Here is a 15,276-nt window from a genome sequence, read left to right as displayed (position 1 = left end):
CTCATTTATTAGATGACAGTTCTAGTTGCCAAATATTAGCATATCTACCTGTCGCCCACTCTGTCATTATTGTGGACGCTTCATTTCCAATTTCTCTTTCAAAAATTGGTCTAGGAATAATTTTTCCATCTTCTATATTATATATTCTAAGAAAATTATTTTCCAATGTTATTAAAAATTTATTGTCAGGAGATACAAAACCATCCTTAATGCTGGATTTAAAATGTTTTATTTGAGACATTGGTATATTTATCTCGTTATACTTATTTACCTCATAAGGAAGCACTAAATTCAAATCAAAGTCAGAAAATTTACCATTATCTAAATCCGTTCTTCCCTTTAGTTTCCAAAAACCATTGTCTCTATAAATTCCAATATTGTAAGCATCTTTTTTTAGTGCCTCAATATTTTTTCCCTCAGTTTGTAAATCTTTTTCCGATAAAAAATTTTCATAACTCAAAGGATTTTTTTCTTTAAGTTTATCCAATCTATAAATTCTAAGACTGCTCCTATTACTTGTCCTGTCAAAACTTTCAACATTTACATAATTATTTGTAATGAAATTTATAGTCTTTAGAGTGTTGTCTTCTTTGAGCTCCTCTAGTTCAGTCTTCATTACCTCTTCTTCATTTTTTCGAAGTTTTGAATTTTTATAATCTTTTACAATTAATTTATCTGTTGTCTCATCTGCCTTGGATTCTCTCTGGACACTAATTTCTGAAAAACTATCATTTCTTGGAAGAATTATATTGTTCATCTCATAGACGTTTTCTAGCTTTAAGTCAGAAAATTTAATATAGAGAGTTTTATAATTCCAAGTTGGAATGTTTGAATCGCTTTTTGTTTTAAAGCCAATTAAAAAGCCCTTATCTCCATTGTTATCAAATAAGTTTCCCCTTGAAAGGACTTCATCTTTTTTAGCTAAAATCAAATCATTTAAGTCCTCATTTTTTATTTTGTCATCGACAAGTTTAATTTCAAGTATTATTCCATTTTCAAATAAAAGCGCTGTGTTCTCGCTAGTCTTAATAACTTCATAATATAGACTCCTATTTGAATTTGAATCAAAAATATAAGTTGTGTAAACATCAGAATCTTCAATTCCAAGAGTCTTGTAATCTAAATTAAATTTTTTGTATAAATACTGAGATAATTTTACGTACTTTGTCTTGTACTCCACATCCTTTATATAATCATCAGCTAAAACCACTTGGTCATTTGAAAAATATAAATTATCTCCAATAATATCCTTAAATACAAAATTATCTTGATTAATTTTTTTATTGTAAATGAATTTTGTAATAGACCACTTGCCATAAATTGGCGATTGTCCCATATCAGGAGTTTCTATATTAGTTCCACTGGAAGCAAGAAAGGAGCACCCAGTCAACAAAATCAATGAAAAAATGAGAAATATTTTTTTAATCAATTTTATCACCTACTTCTTTTGGTATCTCTATTGGTAGAGTTACCTTTACTGTAGTTCCTATCTTTTCTTCAGAGAAAATTTCCAAGTTTCCATTGTGAAGTTTTGTTATTTCATCACTAATTGATAAACCAATTCCACTGTGACTCTTTGAATGCTTGCCCTTATAAAACTTCTCTTTGACATGAGCAATTTCTTCTTTTGTCATTCCCATTCCATTATCAGAAATCATTAGATGAACAAAATTATCTTCTTTAGCCATTTGAAATTTAACCCAGCCCTTATCAGACGTGAACTTTATTGCATTGTCTAACAAGTTTATGAGAAGCTGTTTTATTCTATTCTCATCAGCATAAATCAGGACTGAATCTTCTGGGAATTCTGTTATAAATTCTATATTGTTTGACTTTGCACGAGGTCGCATTTGCTTCGATACATCCATGCAAGTTTGTGATATATCAAATAAATCCTTATCAAGAGTAATTCTTCCAGAAATATATCTTGAAAAATCTAAAAGTTCCTCAACCATCTTTGCAAGTCTATCAGCTTCATTCTCTATTATGTTAAGTCCATCTTCCATTAAATCTTTTTCGTCTTCCTTGGCATCCTTTAATACAACTGCCCATCCCTTTATTGATGTAAGTGGCGTCCTAAGTTCATGAGAAATTGATGATATAAAGTCATTTTTTATCCTGTCCTTATTTATAATTTCATCACTCATGGCATTTAGAGTCTTGGCTAGTTCTCCTATTTCATCATCTTCATAGACTTTTGCCTTCTCTTCATAGTTTCCCTTTAACATTGTCTTGGCAACTTCTGTAAGCTCAAGTATTGGCTTTACAATAGATTTTGAAATAAGCAGAGACACCATAGTTGTAACTAGAGCTACAAAAAGAGTGAAAATAAGTAAAGTAATCCCTGTTTTTAAAATTGCACTGTTTGCATCTTCCAAAGAAGAAATAAATCTAAGATAGCCAATATTTTCGCCATCATTATTTTTTATTGGACCAGTGACAGCCATAATTGGTTCGCCTGTCTGTGGATCTTCACCACGCCAAGTTTTTATTTCCCCATTTTCTGCTGCAATGACATCTGCAGTTTCAATTGGACTCGAATAAAGTTTTCCAATAGAGTCCAAAAGAAGTTCTCCCTCATTATTTAAAATTTGTACCTCTGCCTTTGTATTTGAGAGAAAAATTCCGCTGTCTTCATAAATAAATTCATCAATATATTTGTCAGAGTAATCTCTCTTATAAATTTCAAGTGAAAGCTCCATCTTTGAAATTAATTCTTTTGATATATTGTTGTAATAATAAGAACCAAAAGCAAAGAGCAAGAATATATCTATAATTGAAATTGTAATTAAAATAACTATTAGAAAACTTTTAACTAATCTTTTTCCAATTTTATTTTTCAACTACAGACCACCTCTTATTTCCATCTGTATCCTGTTCCCCAAACTGTCTCAATATATTTTGGTTTTGCAGGATTAGTCTCAATCTTTGACCTAAGCCTTCTTATATTTACGTCTACAATCTTAGAATCTCCCAAAAAGTCATCGCCCCATACAAGCCTTAGGATTTCATCTCTAGTCATTGCCTTACCTGGACTTGTCATAAATATTTTTATAATTTGATATTCAGTAGGCGTTAGTTCTAATTCAACATCGTCCTTGTAAAATTTTCTCGAATAAGAATCTATTTTAAAAGGTGGATCAACAATTAAATTACTTTCCTTAACTTCTTCTGGCTCAAGCCTTCTCTCAATAGATTTAATTCTAAGAGTTAATTCAGTTGGATTAAAAGGCTTTGTAAGATAATCATCAGTTCCATATTGTAGACCCATTATCTTGTCATAGTCTTCTGCCTTGGCTGTAAGCATAATAATACCAAGACTTGGAAACTCTCCCCTAAGAGTCTTACAAACTTCAAAGCCATCAATTCCTGGAAGCATTATATCAAGTACAACTATATCAGGTCTTTCACGCCTTGCGATTTCGATTCCATCTTCGCCGCTTCCTGCTTCAAAAATTATGTATCCTTCTCTTTCCAAATTTATTTTAACAAATTTTCTTATTGATTCTTCATCTTCAACAAGCAATACCTTAGTTTTCAAAATATCACCTCATAATGATAATTATAAATAAAATCCACTCCAAATTCAATTGAAGTGGATTTATTCATAAATTTTTAATAATTAATAATAGTTAGGAGCTTCTCTTGTAATAGTAATATTGTGTGGATGAGATTCTGCAAGTGAAGCTTGAGTAATTTTAACATACTTAGCTGTTGCTCTAAGAGTTTCTAAGTCCTTGGCTCCAAGATAACCCATAGCAGATTTTACACCACCTACAAGTTGGAATACAATATCTCCAACAAATCCCTTGTAAGGAACTCTACCTTCAACTCCTTCAGGAACATACTTAGTAGTTCCACTTTGGAAATATCTATCAGAAGAACCAGCACTCATTGCACCAAGAGAACCCATTCCTCTGTAAGCTTTAAATCTTCTACCTTCAACGAAGATTTCTTCTCCAGGTGATTCGTCAGTACCTGCAAAAAGTGAACCCATCATTACAACATTGCCACCAGCTGCAAGAGCTTTTGCAACATCGCCTGAGAACTTAATACCACCATCAGCAATAATTGGCACACCATATTTTTTTGCAGCTCTATAAGCTTCCATAATTGCAGTGATTTGTGGAACACCAATACCAGTTACAACTCTAGTAGTACAAATTGAACCAGGGCCAATACCAATTTTTACGCAGTCGGCGCCCGCTTTTATTAAATCCTCTGTGCCTTCATAAGTTGCAACATTACCGGCAATAAGTTGAATGTCAGGAAAGGCATCCTTAATATTTCTTATAGTATTTAAAACATTTTTAGATTGACCATGTGCTGTATCAATTACGAAAACATCAGCTTTAACTTTTACAAGTGCTTCGATTCTATCAAGAACATCTTTAGTTGCTCCAACTGCCGCACCAGTAATAAGTCTTCCTGTTTTATCTCTTGCTGAATTAGGATATTGTTCATGCTTTTCAATATCCTTAATAGTAATAAGTCCTTTAAGAACATTGTCCTCGTCCACAAGTGGAAGTTTTTCAATTTTATATTTTTTCAAAACTTTTAAAGCTTCATCAAGAGAAATGTCAGGAGAACCTGTTATTAATTTTTCAGAAGTCATTACTTCACTAATTCTCTTAGATAAATCAGTTTCAAATCTTATGTCTCTATTAGTTATAATTCCTTCTAATATTCCCTTTTCAGTTACAACTGGAACACCGCTTATTCTATATCTTTCCATAAGCTCAGAAGCATCTTTAATAGAATGGTCCTTAGTAAGTGAAAATGGATCAGTAATTACTCCATGTTCAGATCTCTTAACTCTATCAACTTCAAGGGCTTGTTCTTCAATTGACATATTCTTATGAATAATACCAATTCCACCTTCTCTTGCCATGGCAATTGACATTCTGTGTTCAGTAACAGTGTCCATACCTGCAGACATAAGTGGTATGTTTAATTTTATTTTTTCTGTCAAATTAGTAGATAAATCAACTTCGTTAGGCAAAATTTCTGATTTTGCTGGCACAAGTAAAATATCATCAAATGTTAATCCTTCTCCAAAAAATTCCATATTCCCTCCTGATTATTTAATATTACTTTACTTCCTTAGGCTTTTGCTTCAATCTAAAATTAATATTTTCGTCAACTAATGTAACCTTATCTGGCAAATTCAACTTAACTTGGTCATTACCTTTTTTAATAATATTGAAATTAATTGGACGAGTTTCAATTGAATTAATAGAATCAATTACATCCGAATTTCCTCTAATTGTAACAGAAGATGGCTCAATTGAAAAGTCACTTGTCACAATATTTTCTGTAGTGCTTTCATTATAAATTGCTTTAATAGGAACAGTCTTGCTCTTTAAAATTGGAATATCAACTTTTACAGTAGCTGGTGTAATCTCAACTTCTCTTATAACTTTACCTGAATCGTCATAAGCTAACAAATCAGCATCAACAGTGGAAGTCTCCGTTATCTCTGACACATCAACACGCGCCTCAACTTTACTTATTTTGTTTACATAAGTACTAGCTCCCTTTACTTCAACTTCAATTGTGTTCTCAAACTCTCCAACAGATAAACCTTTTTGAGGTTTGTTCTTTATAATTACTCCCGCATCATAACTTTCCTCTATAATTTTGTCGATTTTAAAGGGAATTCTTCTAGGAGAAGTATTTACAACAGAAATACCAAGATCGATGTAAGATACATTTACAGGAACAGAATGTTCTCCCTCAGTCAATTTGCTTACATCAACTTTGGCTACTATCCCATCTTTTGTCACATTTCTCATGTAAGAATTGTATCCTTGAAGTTTTACATCTACAGTTGATTCCTTAGGTGAAATTATTGTCAAGTTTTTTTCCTTTAAACGAGACAAACCGTCATAAGTAACTTCAATTCCCTTATAGTTTGAGGAAGTGATGTAATTAGCTTCGCCCTTTACATAAGACCAAAGGATAATTGCAAAAACAAGAGACATAATTTTTATCATTAGACTTTGATCTTTTTTAAAGTTAATCTTTTTCATTCTTGTCACCACGCTTTGCGAAAATAGTTCTCGCCCTATATTCTGGGCTGTAAATCTCAAGAAGTTTTGCTTCAAGAGTCTCAATATCTAAATATCTTGAGATAAGACCATTTTCTGCAGTTGAAATAGTTCCATTTTCTTCAGAAACCATAATGCTTAGACAGTCTGACTTTTCAGAAATTCCAATTCCAGCCCTATGTCTAGTTCCAAGTTCCTTAGAAATTTTTTGATTGTCAGAAAGTGGCAAGAAGCAGGCTGCCGCCTTTACCTTTGAACCCTTTATAATAACTGCCCCATCGTGAAGAGGTGTATTAGGTATAAAAATATTTATAAGTAAACCGCTACTTACAAGTCCATTTATTTCTGTACCAGTTTCTATAACTTCAGTGAGGCCAACTTCTTTTTCAATAATAATAAGGGCCCCAATCTTTTGTCTTGCAAGAGATGCTACAGCCGAAATAATTTCTTCAACAGTTTCTGGAACAGCTTCCTTATTTTGACTAAAATTGTTCTTAATACTTGAAGTTAAACCTAAATATTGAAGACCTCTTCTAATTTCCGGTTGAAATAAAACAATTATGGCGACTATACCGTCATTAATAAATCTCGTGAAAATCCAATTTACAGTGTAAAGTTGGAAAAACTGTGAAATTTTTATAAATAATAAAATTAAAAGAATTCCCTTGAAAACTTGCTCTGCTCTAGTATTTCTAATTAATTTCAAAATATAGTAAATAAGCATTGTGACTATTAAAATATCCACAAGGTCTCTTAAATTTATTACATTGAGTAAATTATTTAAATTTCCCAAATTAAGCACCTCTTTTCCTTGAAATTAAAATTATTGCAAAAAATAAGCCAAGAGAGATGAAAATGTCTCCTACGCTAATTACCTTTGAATTTCCAATAAACCTATGTAGTGGGATTATATCTGACAAAAAATAAAATTTAGGACTGTCAAAAACTCCGTGACTTGAACTTCCACCCATGTATATTAACTTAATTATTCTCTCGTTGTTAGTTTTCATTAGTGCATCTGCACTTACAGGCATTTTACCATTAAAAATCACTGGAATGGCATTTAAAAAAGTTCCTATACCACATAAAAGCAGTCCATAATTTTTATAATTTGCTAGAAAAGAAATTCCTATAGCTAAAATTGAAATAATGTGAAAAATTGTAAAATATTTTACAAAAAAATCTGTAAGACTTCCAAAATAATGGGCAGTTACAAAATTTATAAAAATCATTAAAAAAATCCCAAAAAAAGCAAGAGAAATCATTTTAAATTTAAAATTTATTAAATTGTTTAAATCTTTATCTCTAATGAATAATAAAACAAGAGCTGATAAAATTACTGCTTCTAAAATCATTTCCTCACCATAATTTATAATAACACAAATATTTTACATTGACATAAATTCAAAAAATTTTTCTTTTATAATTAATTATTATAGCACAAATAAAATTATAGATTTATCCTTTAAAAGGCGAAATATATTTTTTTGCAACAAAAAAAGAGAGACCTGAGTCTCTCTAATTTTATTAATTATTCTTCAGTTGATTCTTCAGATTCTTCTTTTTCTGGAGCTTCTGAAATTTCTTTTCCGTCTTCAATTATATCAGAATCTAATTCTGCATCAGCGAAGTTAAGTCCTAGCATTTCTCCAATAGTCATGTTGAAGTCATCTTGTTTTGGTTCTTCAATCTTCTTTTCTCTCTTTGGAGCTGGTTTTCTTTCTCTTCTAGGTTTTCTTTCTCTTGGTTTAGCTTCTTCAGTTTCTTCTTTTTCTTCAGGTTCAATTAGAGCCTTAATAGAAAGAGAAATCTTTTGGTTTTCTTCATCAATATCAGTTACTTTAACTGTAACTTCTTCGCCAATAGAAAGTTTATCTTGTGGTTTTTCAACATGTTCTCTTGAAATTTGAGATACATGAAGAAGTCCATCAACGCCTTGTTCAAGTCTTACGAAAGCACCAAAGTCAAGAAGGTTAACAACTTTACCCTTAACTACATCGCCAACTTTAACTTCATTTGTAAATACATCCCATGGTTTTTCCATAGTTTGTTTTAGTCCAAGTGCAATTCTGTTTTTTTCTTTATCAACAGTTAGAACTTGTACTTTAACTACATCTCCAGGTGATACAACATCTGAAGGGTGTTTTACTCTGTTCCATGAAAGTTCAGAGATATGGATAAGTCCATCAACTCCTCCAACATCTACAAATGCACCAAAGTTAGTTAATCTTTGTACAGTACCTTCGATAATATCTCCTTCGTGAAGATTTTCATATACTTCGTCACGAACTTTGTCTAGTTCTTCTTGAAGTACATTCTTTCTAGAAACAACAATTCTCTTCTTTCTTTTATCAAAGTCAATAATTTCAGTTTCGAATTCTTCTCCAAGGAATTTACTTAAATCTTTTTGGAATCTAACAGAAACATGAGACGCTGGAATAAATACATTTAATCCTCTGAAATCTGCAGTAAGTCCACCTTTTACTTGATTTTTTACTGTTACTGTAATATTTTCTTTGTTGTTATAAAGTTCTTCAACTTCATCCCAAATCTTCATATCAGCAACTCTTTTAGTTGAAAGAACAACATTGCCATCTCCATCATCCATCTTTAGAACATATACATCAATTTCTTGACCTTGTTCATAAAGATCTTGAGGATTAACATCTGGTCCTCCTGCAAGTTCATCTTTAGAAATGATACCATCTGATCTGTATCCAAGATTAACCATTACTTCTGAATCAGTTATATATAAAACTTCTCCAGTTACTACTTCGCCCTTTCTAATTCTTTTGAAAGAATTATCAATGGCTTCCATCATCTCACCTTTGTCAAAATTTTCCATCCTACAAACAGCCTCCTTGATTACCGATTCCGGTGTGGATGCTCCGGCGGTAATACCAATTTTATTAAATTTTTTAAATATATTTAAATCAATATCTTTAATAGATTGAATTAAAAATACATTTTTACAATTTAATTTTGCAATCTCTGCAAGTTTTTTTGTATTAGAAGATTTTTTTCCGCCGAATACAAGAACGGCGTCTACTTTTTTTGATAAACTCCTAATACTTTCTTGTCTCTTGAAAGTTGCATTACATATAGTATTATAAACTAAAACTTCATCTTTTGAAATATTTTTTATAATATTTATTGCTTTTTCAAAAAAATCTACATTATTCGTAGTTTGTGATACCACGACAATTTTCCCATCTGGAACTTTTATATCTTCCAAAGTAGAAATAATAGTTGCAGAATCATTGCATCTGGAATTAATCCCTATAACTTCAGGGTGTTTATTATTCCCGATAATTACTATATTATAACCTTTTTTGTAGAAATTATCTACTATATTATAAACTTTTTCTACTTTTGGACACACACAATTTATTATTTCATTATTATTTTTTTCTAATTCATTTAAAATTTTTTTATGGACTCCGTGACTTCTTATAATTACTTTGGAATTGTGAATATCAGTATTATCTACTGTAATAACACCTTTTTTTTCTAATTCCTTTACCACAAATTCGTTGTGAACTAAGTCGCCATAGGAGTAAACGCCTTTCCCAGCATTATCAAATGCCATATTGACGGCTCTTTTTACTCCACCACAAAATCCATTTACATCTGCTACAATAATTTCCATTTAACTTCATCACCATATACAATTCTCATAACATCTTGAGAAATATTTTCCAACTCTTCATTAGAATATTTAATCTCTTTATTAATTCTAACTGGTTTTCGAAAATGAACCTTAACTTTTCTAAAGGGTTTGTAGTCGCCTTCTATAAAAACTGGAAGTATAGAAGAATTAGTTTTTTGTGCAATAAGTGCAATTCCAGATTTTATTTTTGTATAATCAATCTCTTTGACCCTAGTTCCCTCTGGAAAAATTCCAAGGACTTCTCCATCCTTTAATATTTTTAAGGCATTTTTTATTGCTTTTAAGTCATTGCCCTGTCTATCTACTGGGAATGCCCCTAGCTTTCTTAAAAATCCTCCAAGTAATTTATTATTAAATAGCTCCTTTTTGGCCATCCAAAAAATTTGTCTATCAAAAACCGCAGAAATTGTAACTGGATCTAAATTACACTTGTGATTTCCACAGATTATAAGCCTTTTTTCATCAGTAGGAATATTTTCTATTCCTAAAACTTCAACTCTATATATAATTTTTACAAAAAAGCCCACAAAATTTTTTACAAAATTATAAAACATAAATCACCTAATGTATGAAATAATTTTTTCGATTGTTTCTTCTGCATTTAAGTCTGTGCTATCAATTAGAATTGCGTCATCAGTCTTTATAAGTGGAGAGTTTTCTCTGTGAGAATCGTTATAGTCTCTTACCTTTAAATCTTCAAGTATTTCTTCAAAATTTACTCTTTCATCATCAATCTGCTTATATCTTCTCATAGCACGAGTATTGACATCTGCAGTTAGGAAAAATTTGTATTCAGCATCCTTTAAGACTACCGATCCAATATCTCTTCCCTCCATTACGACATCTCTGTCTTTTGCAATTTCTCTTTGCATCTTTACTAAATAATCTCTAATAATTTTTTTCTTAGAAAGTTCTGAAGTTTTATTAGAAATTTCATTTTCTCTAATCTTTTTAGACACATCTTCTCCATCTAAAAAGATTTTATCGCCATCAAAATTTATCTTTGTATCCTTTAAAATATTTTCAAAATCACTTTCATCTGCTTCTAAAAGTTTTAGAGTTATGGCACGATACATTGCGCCTGTGTCCACATATAAAATATTAAGTCTCTTTGCAAGATCCTTTGCAAGGGAACTTTTGCCAGAACCTGCTGGTCCATCTATTGCAATTTTCATTTTTACCTCCAAAAAAATCACTACAATCCATAGTAGTGATTAAATTCATTATATTTTATTTTCAAAAATAAGTAAAGGAATAGCCTTTACAAATTAATTCCACAAGAATATCCCGTTGAATTTGCAATTTGAATATTAAATCCACCAGTCAGCCCGTCTAGGTCTAGGACTTCGCCAATAAAATAGAGTCCATGAACTTTTTTTGACTCCATAGTCCTTGGCTCAATTTCACTTACGTCAACTCCGCCACTTGTTATTATGGCTCTATTAATGTCATCTAAGCTGTCAAATTTTAATTCAAAATTTTTTATAGTCTCAACTAAATTTTCTCGCTCTTCTCTTGTAATTTGATTTACTTTTTTATCCTTATCTATATTAGCTACTTCTAAAATATATAAAATCAAATCTCTTGGCAAAAGTGACTTCAAGACATTTTCTATATTTTTATTTTGATTTTCTCCAAAATCTCTTAAAATTCTGTTATGAAGCTTTTCAGAATCAAGAGCAGGTTTTAAATCCAAATACATTTCAAAATCTTTTAACCTATTTATCTTACTTGAAGTAGTAAGAACAATGGGTCCACTAATTCCTTTGTGAGTAAAAAGCATTTCTCCAAATTCACTAGAAATTATTTTTTTATCTTTTAAAACTTTTAATTCAACATTTTTTAAAGTTAGACCTGCCAAAGAAAATTTATTTTTTAAATTTATTCCAATAAGTCCCGGCACTTGACTTATAACTTTGTGCTCAAAGTCTTTTGCAAACTTATATCCATCGCCAGTGGATCCCGTTAGCTTATAAGATATGCCTCCTGTTGCAATTACAACCTTATCAAATTTTTCTCTGCCATTTAAAATAAAGTGGTCATCAACTTTTTCTATGGATTTAATTTCTGAATTTAATTTAATATTTACTCCGAGACTTTTTAATTTTTTTCATAGACTTTTATTACATCAGAAGATTTATCGCTAGCAGGAAAAACTCTGTTTCCACGCTCAATTTTAAGTTGGAGACCAAGCTCTTCAAAGTAATAATAAGTTGCCAAAGGCGAAAAGGAATAAATTGATGAGTACATAAAGCTAGAATTATTTACAATATTTCTCAAAAATTCTCTCTCGTCACAATAATTTGTGAGATTGCATCTTCCCTTACCAGTTATAAATAATTTTTTGCCTAATTTCTCATTTTTTTCAAAGATTGTAAGCTCATGATTTTCTGCTGCCTTAATGGCACACATCATTCCCGCAGGTCCTCCTCCGATTATTGCAATTTTCATCTTTCTACCTTCTTTTCGATTAAATAAACAATAGGTGGACTATTTTTTTGATTGTAAAATTCTCTCTTTTCAACTTTAAATCTCTTTTGGTCAAGACTTTTTAAAAATTCATCAACGCCTTCTCTTTCTTCAAAAGAATTCTCATGCCCTAAGTAGGACACAACTATGATTATTCCACCATCAGAAATTTTTTCTGCAGCTTTTTTTAATGAAGATAGGGTTGAGTCCTTTAGAGTTGTGATTTTTTTATCTGAGCCAGGAAGATAGCCAAGATTATAAATTACTAAGTCAAATTTTTCTATTTTATCAATATTTTCGTGACTATCCAAAATTAATTTATAATTTTTAAAGTCCTTTAAAAGTTCCTCTGCAGTATTAAGAGCATCTTTTTGCACATCAAAACCATAGACAAATCCCCCATCTCCCACAGCCTTTAAAAGTTTTTGGGTGTCATTGCCCTTTCCAACAGTAGCATCAATAGCAATTTTACCTAAAAAATTATGAGATAGGGCTTCATCCACTATCTCAAAATATTTTTCCTTTACAATCATTTTAATCCCTTTAAATATTTTATTTCTTTTTCAGTTAAGTATCTATAATTTCCAACTTCAAGATTTAGTAGCTCAATTTTTCCCATGGAAATTCTCTTTAATTTTTTTACGCTGTGACCAATGTAGTCGAACATTCTCTTAATTTGATGATTTTGTCCCTCAAAAATTTCTATTTCCAAAATAGAATCTTGCTTGAAATTTTTTAAAATTTTTACATTTGCAGGAGATGTTTTTAAATCTCTAATGTCTAGTCCTTCTCTTAGAAGAGAAAGCTCGTGAGTATTAGGCGTACCTTCCACAGTCACAATATATTTTTTGCCAATCTTATATCTTGGATGCATTAAAATATTTGCAAGCTCGCCATCATTTGTTAGTAACACCAACCCTGTTGTATCAATGTCAAGTCTTCCAACTGGATAAACTCTGTAGTCATCTGGCACAAGGTCTGTAACAGTTGGTCTGTCCTTCTCATCATTTGCACTTGTAACTACACCTATTGGTTTATTTAAAATCATATAAACTTTTTTATTTTCAAGAGTAAGTCTCTTCCCATTTAAGTAAACTCTGTCAACATTGGGATCAATTTTTGTGCCAAGCTCTGTTACAATTTTGTCATTAACCTTTACAAGTCCTTCCCTGATATATTCTTCACACTTTCTTCTCGATGCAGCTCCACAGTGAGCCATGTACTTTTGTAATCTCAATTAGCTTCCTCCTCTAATTCCTTTAAGTCGGGCAGTTCTTCCAAATTTTTCATGCCAAACTTTTGTAAAAATTTATCAGTGGTGCTGTATAAATTTGGATGACCAATCCTGTCAAGCTTGCCAGAAATTTCTATTAAATTAAAATCAAGTAGACCCTTGATTGTGCTGTCACAGTTAACACCTCTAAGTTCTTCTACTTCAACCTTTGTCACTGGCTGTTTATAAGCGATAATTGATAAAGTTTCAAGAGCAGGTTTTGAAAGATTCTTTTCATTTTTTTCTTTAATTAAATTTTTTAAATAAGGTTCATTATCTTGTTTAGTACCCAGTTGAAATTTCCCGTCAACTTCTCTTAGCCTTAAACCAGAAGTTTCATTTTTGTAATTTTCCTTCATTTCCATAAGTATTTCCCTTGCGTAATCCTTTCTCAGTTCAAGGGTACTTGCAAGGTCCTCAAGGCTTATAGGGTCTCCCCAAATAAAAAGTATTGATTCAATTATTGATTTGAGTCTGTTCTTGTCCATGGTAATCTCTTTCTTCAATTAAAATATCTGCAAAATTGTCACTTTGCTCTGCAATAATATATTCGTTCTTTATGAGTTCAAGCATTCCCAAAAAGTAAGTTATAACATCAACTTTATAAACTATGTCCTCTAAAAGCTGGCTAAACTTTATTTTTTTATTTATCTTTAGAGCTTGCTTTATTTTTCTCGCCGCGTCTTCAACCTTAAAATATTCTCTCTCAATGCCAACAACTTCCTTGTCCTTATATTTTTTCAGAATATTATAAAAGGCAAATGAAAGTTTTTCTACATTTGATTCCTTCAAAAAGTCCATTTCACTCATAGAAAAAATTTCTGTCTTTAGCTTATAAAAAGATTTTGACTCATATTCTTCTTGAGCTTTCAAAATTTCTGAAGCTTCTTTGTACTTTTTGTACTCCAAAAGACTTTCAACTAAATCAAGCCTTGGGTCTTCCTCCACTTCGTATTCATCATCACTAAACTCTTTCTTTGGCAAAAGCATTTTTGATTTTATTTCTAAGAGAGTGGATGCCATTAAAATAAAATCAGAAGTTAAAGTGAGATTTAATTTCTTCATATTTTCAATGTATTTTAAAAATTCTTCTGTTATTGTAAAAATTGGAATATCATAAATATCAATTTCTTTTTCTTTTATTAAATCTAAAAGAAGATCCATTGGACCTTCATAAGTTTTTAAAACAATATTGTATTCCATAAATTTATTCCCACATAAATAATACCGCTTAAAATACTTTCGATAATTGGTGCGATGAACTTATCCACTAAGCCAGAAAAAATCATTATTACAAGGACAAAGTAAAAATATTTCTCATACTTATAAAATTTATATTCCAAATTTTCTGGCAAAAGTGTTGCCAAAACCTTTGAGCCATCAAGTGGTGGAAGTGGTACAAGATTAAATACGCCGAGCATAATATTGTACCAAAAAATTGATGTGAAAAGTGGCACTAATGCCGATGACCTGTAGTTTAAATAAACTAAAATAATTCCAGCAACAAAACCCAATACAAAATTAGTAAAAACTCCTGCAAGAGAAACTAATAGAGAATCAACTTTTCTATTTCCCTTAAATCTATAAGGATTAATAGGCACAGCCTTTGCCCATCCAAATCTAAAAATAATCATAGAAATTAAACCCACAGGGTCAATGTGATTAAGTGGGTTTAAACTAAGTCTTCCGTCGTCTTTTGCAGTTGTGTCTCCACAAAGATAGGCAACATAGCCGTGAGCTATCTCATGTGGAATTATGGCAATCATAAGTGCAATAATATTTATTGCAATAGATGCTATATCTAATTTATTCAT

The 15,276-nt window shown here is 31.0% G+C and carries 15 protein-coding genes and 1 pseudogene; all 16 read right to left on the bottom strand.

The features are described from left to right. Position 1: 1 nt before the first annotated feature. The 16 genes and pseudogenes from PTSHG_RS00330 to PTSHG_RS00255 all read right to left on the bottom strand — a co-directional run bounded on the left by PTSHG_RS00330 (position 2) and on the right by PTSHG_RS00255 (position 15,276). Positions 2-1,438, bottom strand: a complete 1,437-nt coding sequence (locus PTSHG_RS00330) for a hypothetical protein (RefSeq protein WP_238318678.1) — start codon at positions 1,436-1,438, stop codon at positions 2-4. Further along, entirely contained in the window at positions 1,422-2,843 is a 1,422-nt protein-coding gene (locus PTSHG_RS00325) for a sensor histidine kinase (RefSeq protein WP_019106935.1), read from the bottom strand. The genes PTSHG_RS00330 and PTSHG_RS00325 overlap by 17 nt, the downstream gene beginning before the upstream one ends. A gap of 14 nt (positions 2,844-2,857) precedes the next feature. Then, positions 2,858-3,541, bottom strand: a complete 684-nt coding sequence (locus tag PTSHG_RS00320) for a response regulator transcription factor (RefSeq protein ID WP_019106934.1) — start codon at positions 3,539-3,541, stop codon at positions 2,858-2,860. 81 nt (positions 3,542-3,622) lie between these two features. Next, positions 3,623-5,068: an IMP dehydrogenase gene (gene guaB / locus PTSHG_RS00315; protein ID WP_019106933.1), complete on the bottom strand. Its 1,446-nt coding sequence runs from the start codon at positions 5,066-5,068 to the stop codon at positions 3,623-3,625. Between the two features lie 22 nt (positions 5,069-5,090). Beyond that, positions 5,091-6,032: a CdaR family protein gene (locus PTSHG_RS00310; RefSeq protein WP_019106932.1), complete on the bottom strand. Its 942-nt coding sequence runs from the start codon at positions 6,030-6,032 to the stop codon at positions 5,091-5,093. After that, on the bottom strand, positions 6,019-6,843 hold the full coding sequence (gene cdaA, locus PTSHG_RS00305; RefSeq protein WP_019106931.1) for a diadenylate cyclase CdaA: 825 nt from the start codon (positions 6,841-6,843) through the stop codon (positions 6,019-6,021). Before cdaA ends, PTSHG_RS00310 begins: the two co-directional genes overlap by 14 nt. Position 6,844: 1 nt before the next feature. Further along, positions 6,845-7,405 (bottom strand): DUF5317 domain-containing protein, encoded by a 561-nt coding sequence (locus tag PTSHG_RS00300; protein ID WP_019106930.1) that lies wholly within the window; start codon positions 7,403-7,405, stop codon positions 6,845-6,847. A gap of 176 nt (positions 7,406-7,581) precedes the next feature. Continuing rightward, positions 7,582-9,699, bottom strand: coding sequence for a bifunctional 4-hydroxy-3-methylbut-2-enyl diphosphate reductase/30S ribosomal protein S1 (locus PTSHG_RS09005; protein ID WP_019106929.1), 2,118 nt, complete (start codon positions 9,697-9,699; stop codon positions 7,582-7,584). Further along, the gene (locus PTSHG_RS00290) at positions 9,684-10,274 is read right to left on the bottom strand and encodes a lysophospholipid acyltransferase family protein (protein ID WP_019106928.1); all 591 of its coding nucleotides are present in this window, start codon (positions 10,272-10,274) and stop codon (positions 9,684-9,686) included. Before PTSHG_RS00290 ends, PTSHG_RS09005 begins: the two co-directional genes overlap by 16 nt. A gap of 3 nt (positions 10,275-10,277) precedes the next feature. After that, positions 10,278-10,895, bottom strand: a complete 618-nt coding sequence (gene cmk, locus PTSHG_RS00285; protein ID WP_019106927.1) for a (d)CMP kinase — start codon at positions 10,893-10,895, stop codon at positions 10,278-10,280. An 86-nt stretch (positions 10,896-10,981) separates the two neighbouring features. After that, positions 10,982-12,171 (bottom strand): annotated as a pseudogene (locus tag PTSHG_RS09000) (BaiN/RdsA family NAD(P)/FAD-dependent oxidoreductase). Next, positions 12,168-12,722 carry a tRNA 5-(aminomethyl)-2-thiouridylate-methyltransferase MnmM gene (mnmM, locus tag PTSHG_RS00275; RefSeq protein WP_019106924.1) on the bottom strand — a complete coding sequence of 185 codons (555 nt, stop codon included), beginning with the start codon at positions 12,720-12,722 and terminating at the stop codon, positions 12,168-12,170. The pseudogene PTSHG_RS09000 and the gene mnmM overlap by 4 nt, the downstream one beginning before the upstream one ends. Then, the gene (locus PTSHG_RS00270) at positions 12,719-13,426 is read right to left on the bottom strand and encodes a pseudouridine synthase (protein WP_019106923.1); all 708 of its coding nucleotides are present in this window, start codon (positions 13,424-13,426) and stop codon (positions 12,719-12,721) included. Before PTSHG_RS00270 ends, mnmM begins: the two co-directional genes overlap by 4 nt. Further along, positions 13,423-13,950 (bottom strand): SMC-Scp complex subunit ScpB, encoded by a 528-nt coding sequence (scpB, locus tag PTSHG_RS00265; protein WP_019106922.1) that lies wholly within the window; start codon positions 13,948-13,950, stop codon positions 13,423-13,425. Before scpB ends, PTSHG_RS00270 begins: the two co-directional genes overlap by 4 nt. Next, entirely contained in the window at positions 13,919-14,665 is a 747-nt protein-coding gene (locus PTSHG_RS00260) for a segregation and condensation protein A (RefSeq protein WP_019106921.1), read from the bottom strand. The genes scpB and PTSHG_RS00260 overlap by 32 nt, the downstream gene beginning before the upstream one ends. Then, positions 14,644-15,276, bottom strand: a complete 633-nt coding sequence (locus PTSHG_RS00255; RefSeq protein WP_019106920.1) for a site-2 protease family protein — start codon at positions 15,274-15,276, stop codon at positions 14,644-14,646. The genes PTSHG_RS00260 and PTSHG_RS00255 overlap by 22 nt, the downstream gene beginning before the upstream one ends.

Origin of the sequence: Peptoniphilus senegalensis JC140 (assembly GCF_000321025.1) — a bacterium.
Taxonomy (GTDB): Bacteria; Bacillota; Clostridia; order Tissierellales; family Peptoniphilaceae; genus Peptoniphilus_A; species Peptoniphilus_A senegalensis.
The sequence above is the reverse complement of the archived record's forward strand: the minus strand, read 5'-3'. Positions and strand labels throughout refer to the sequence as shown.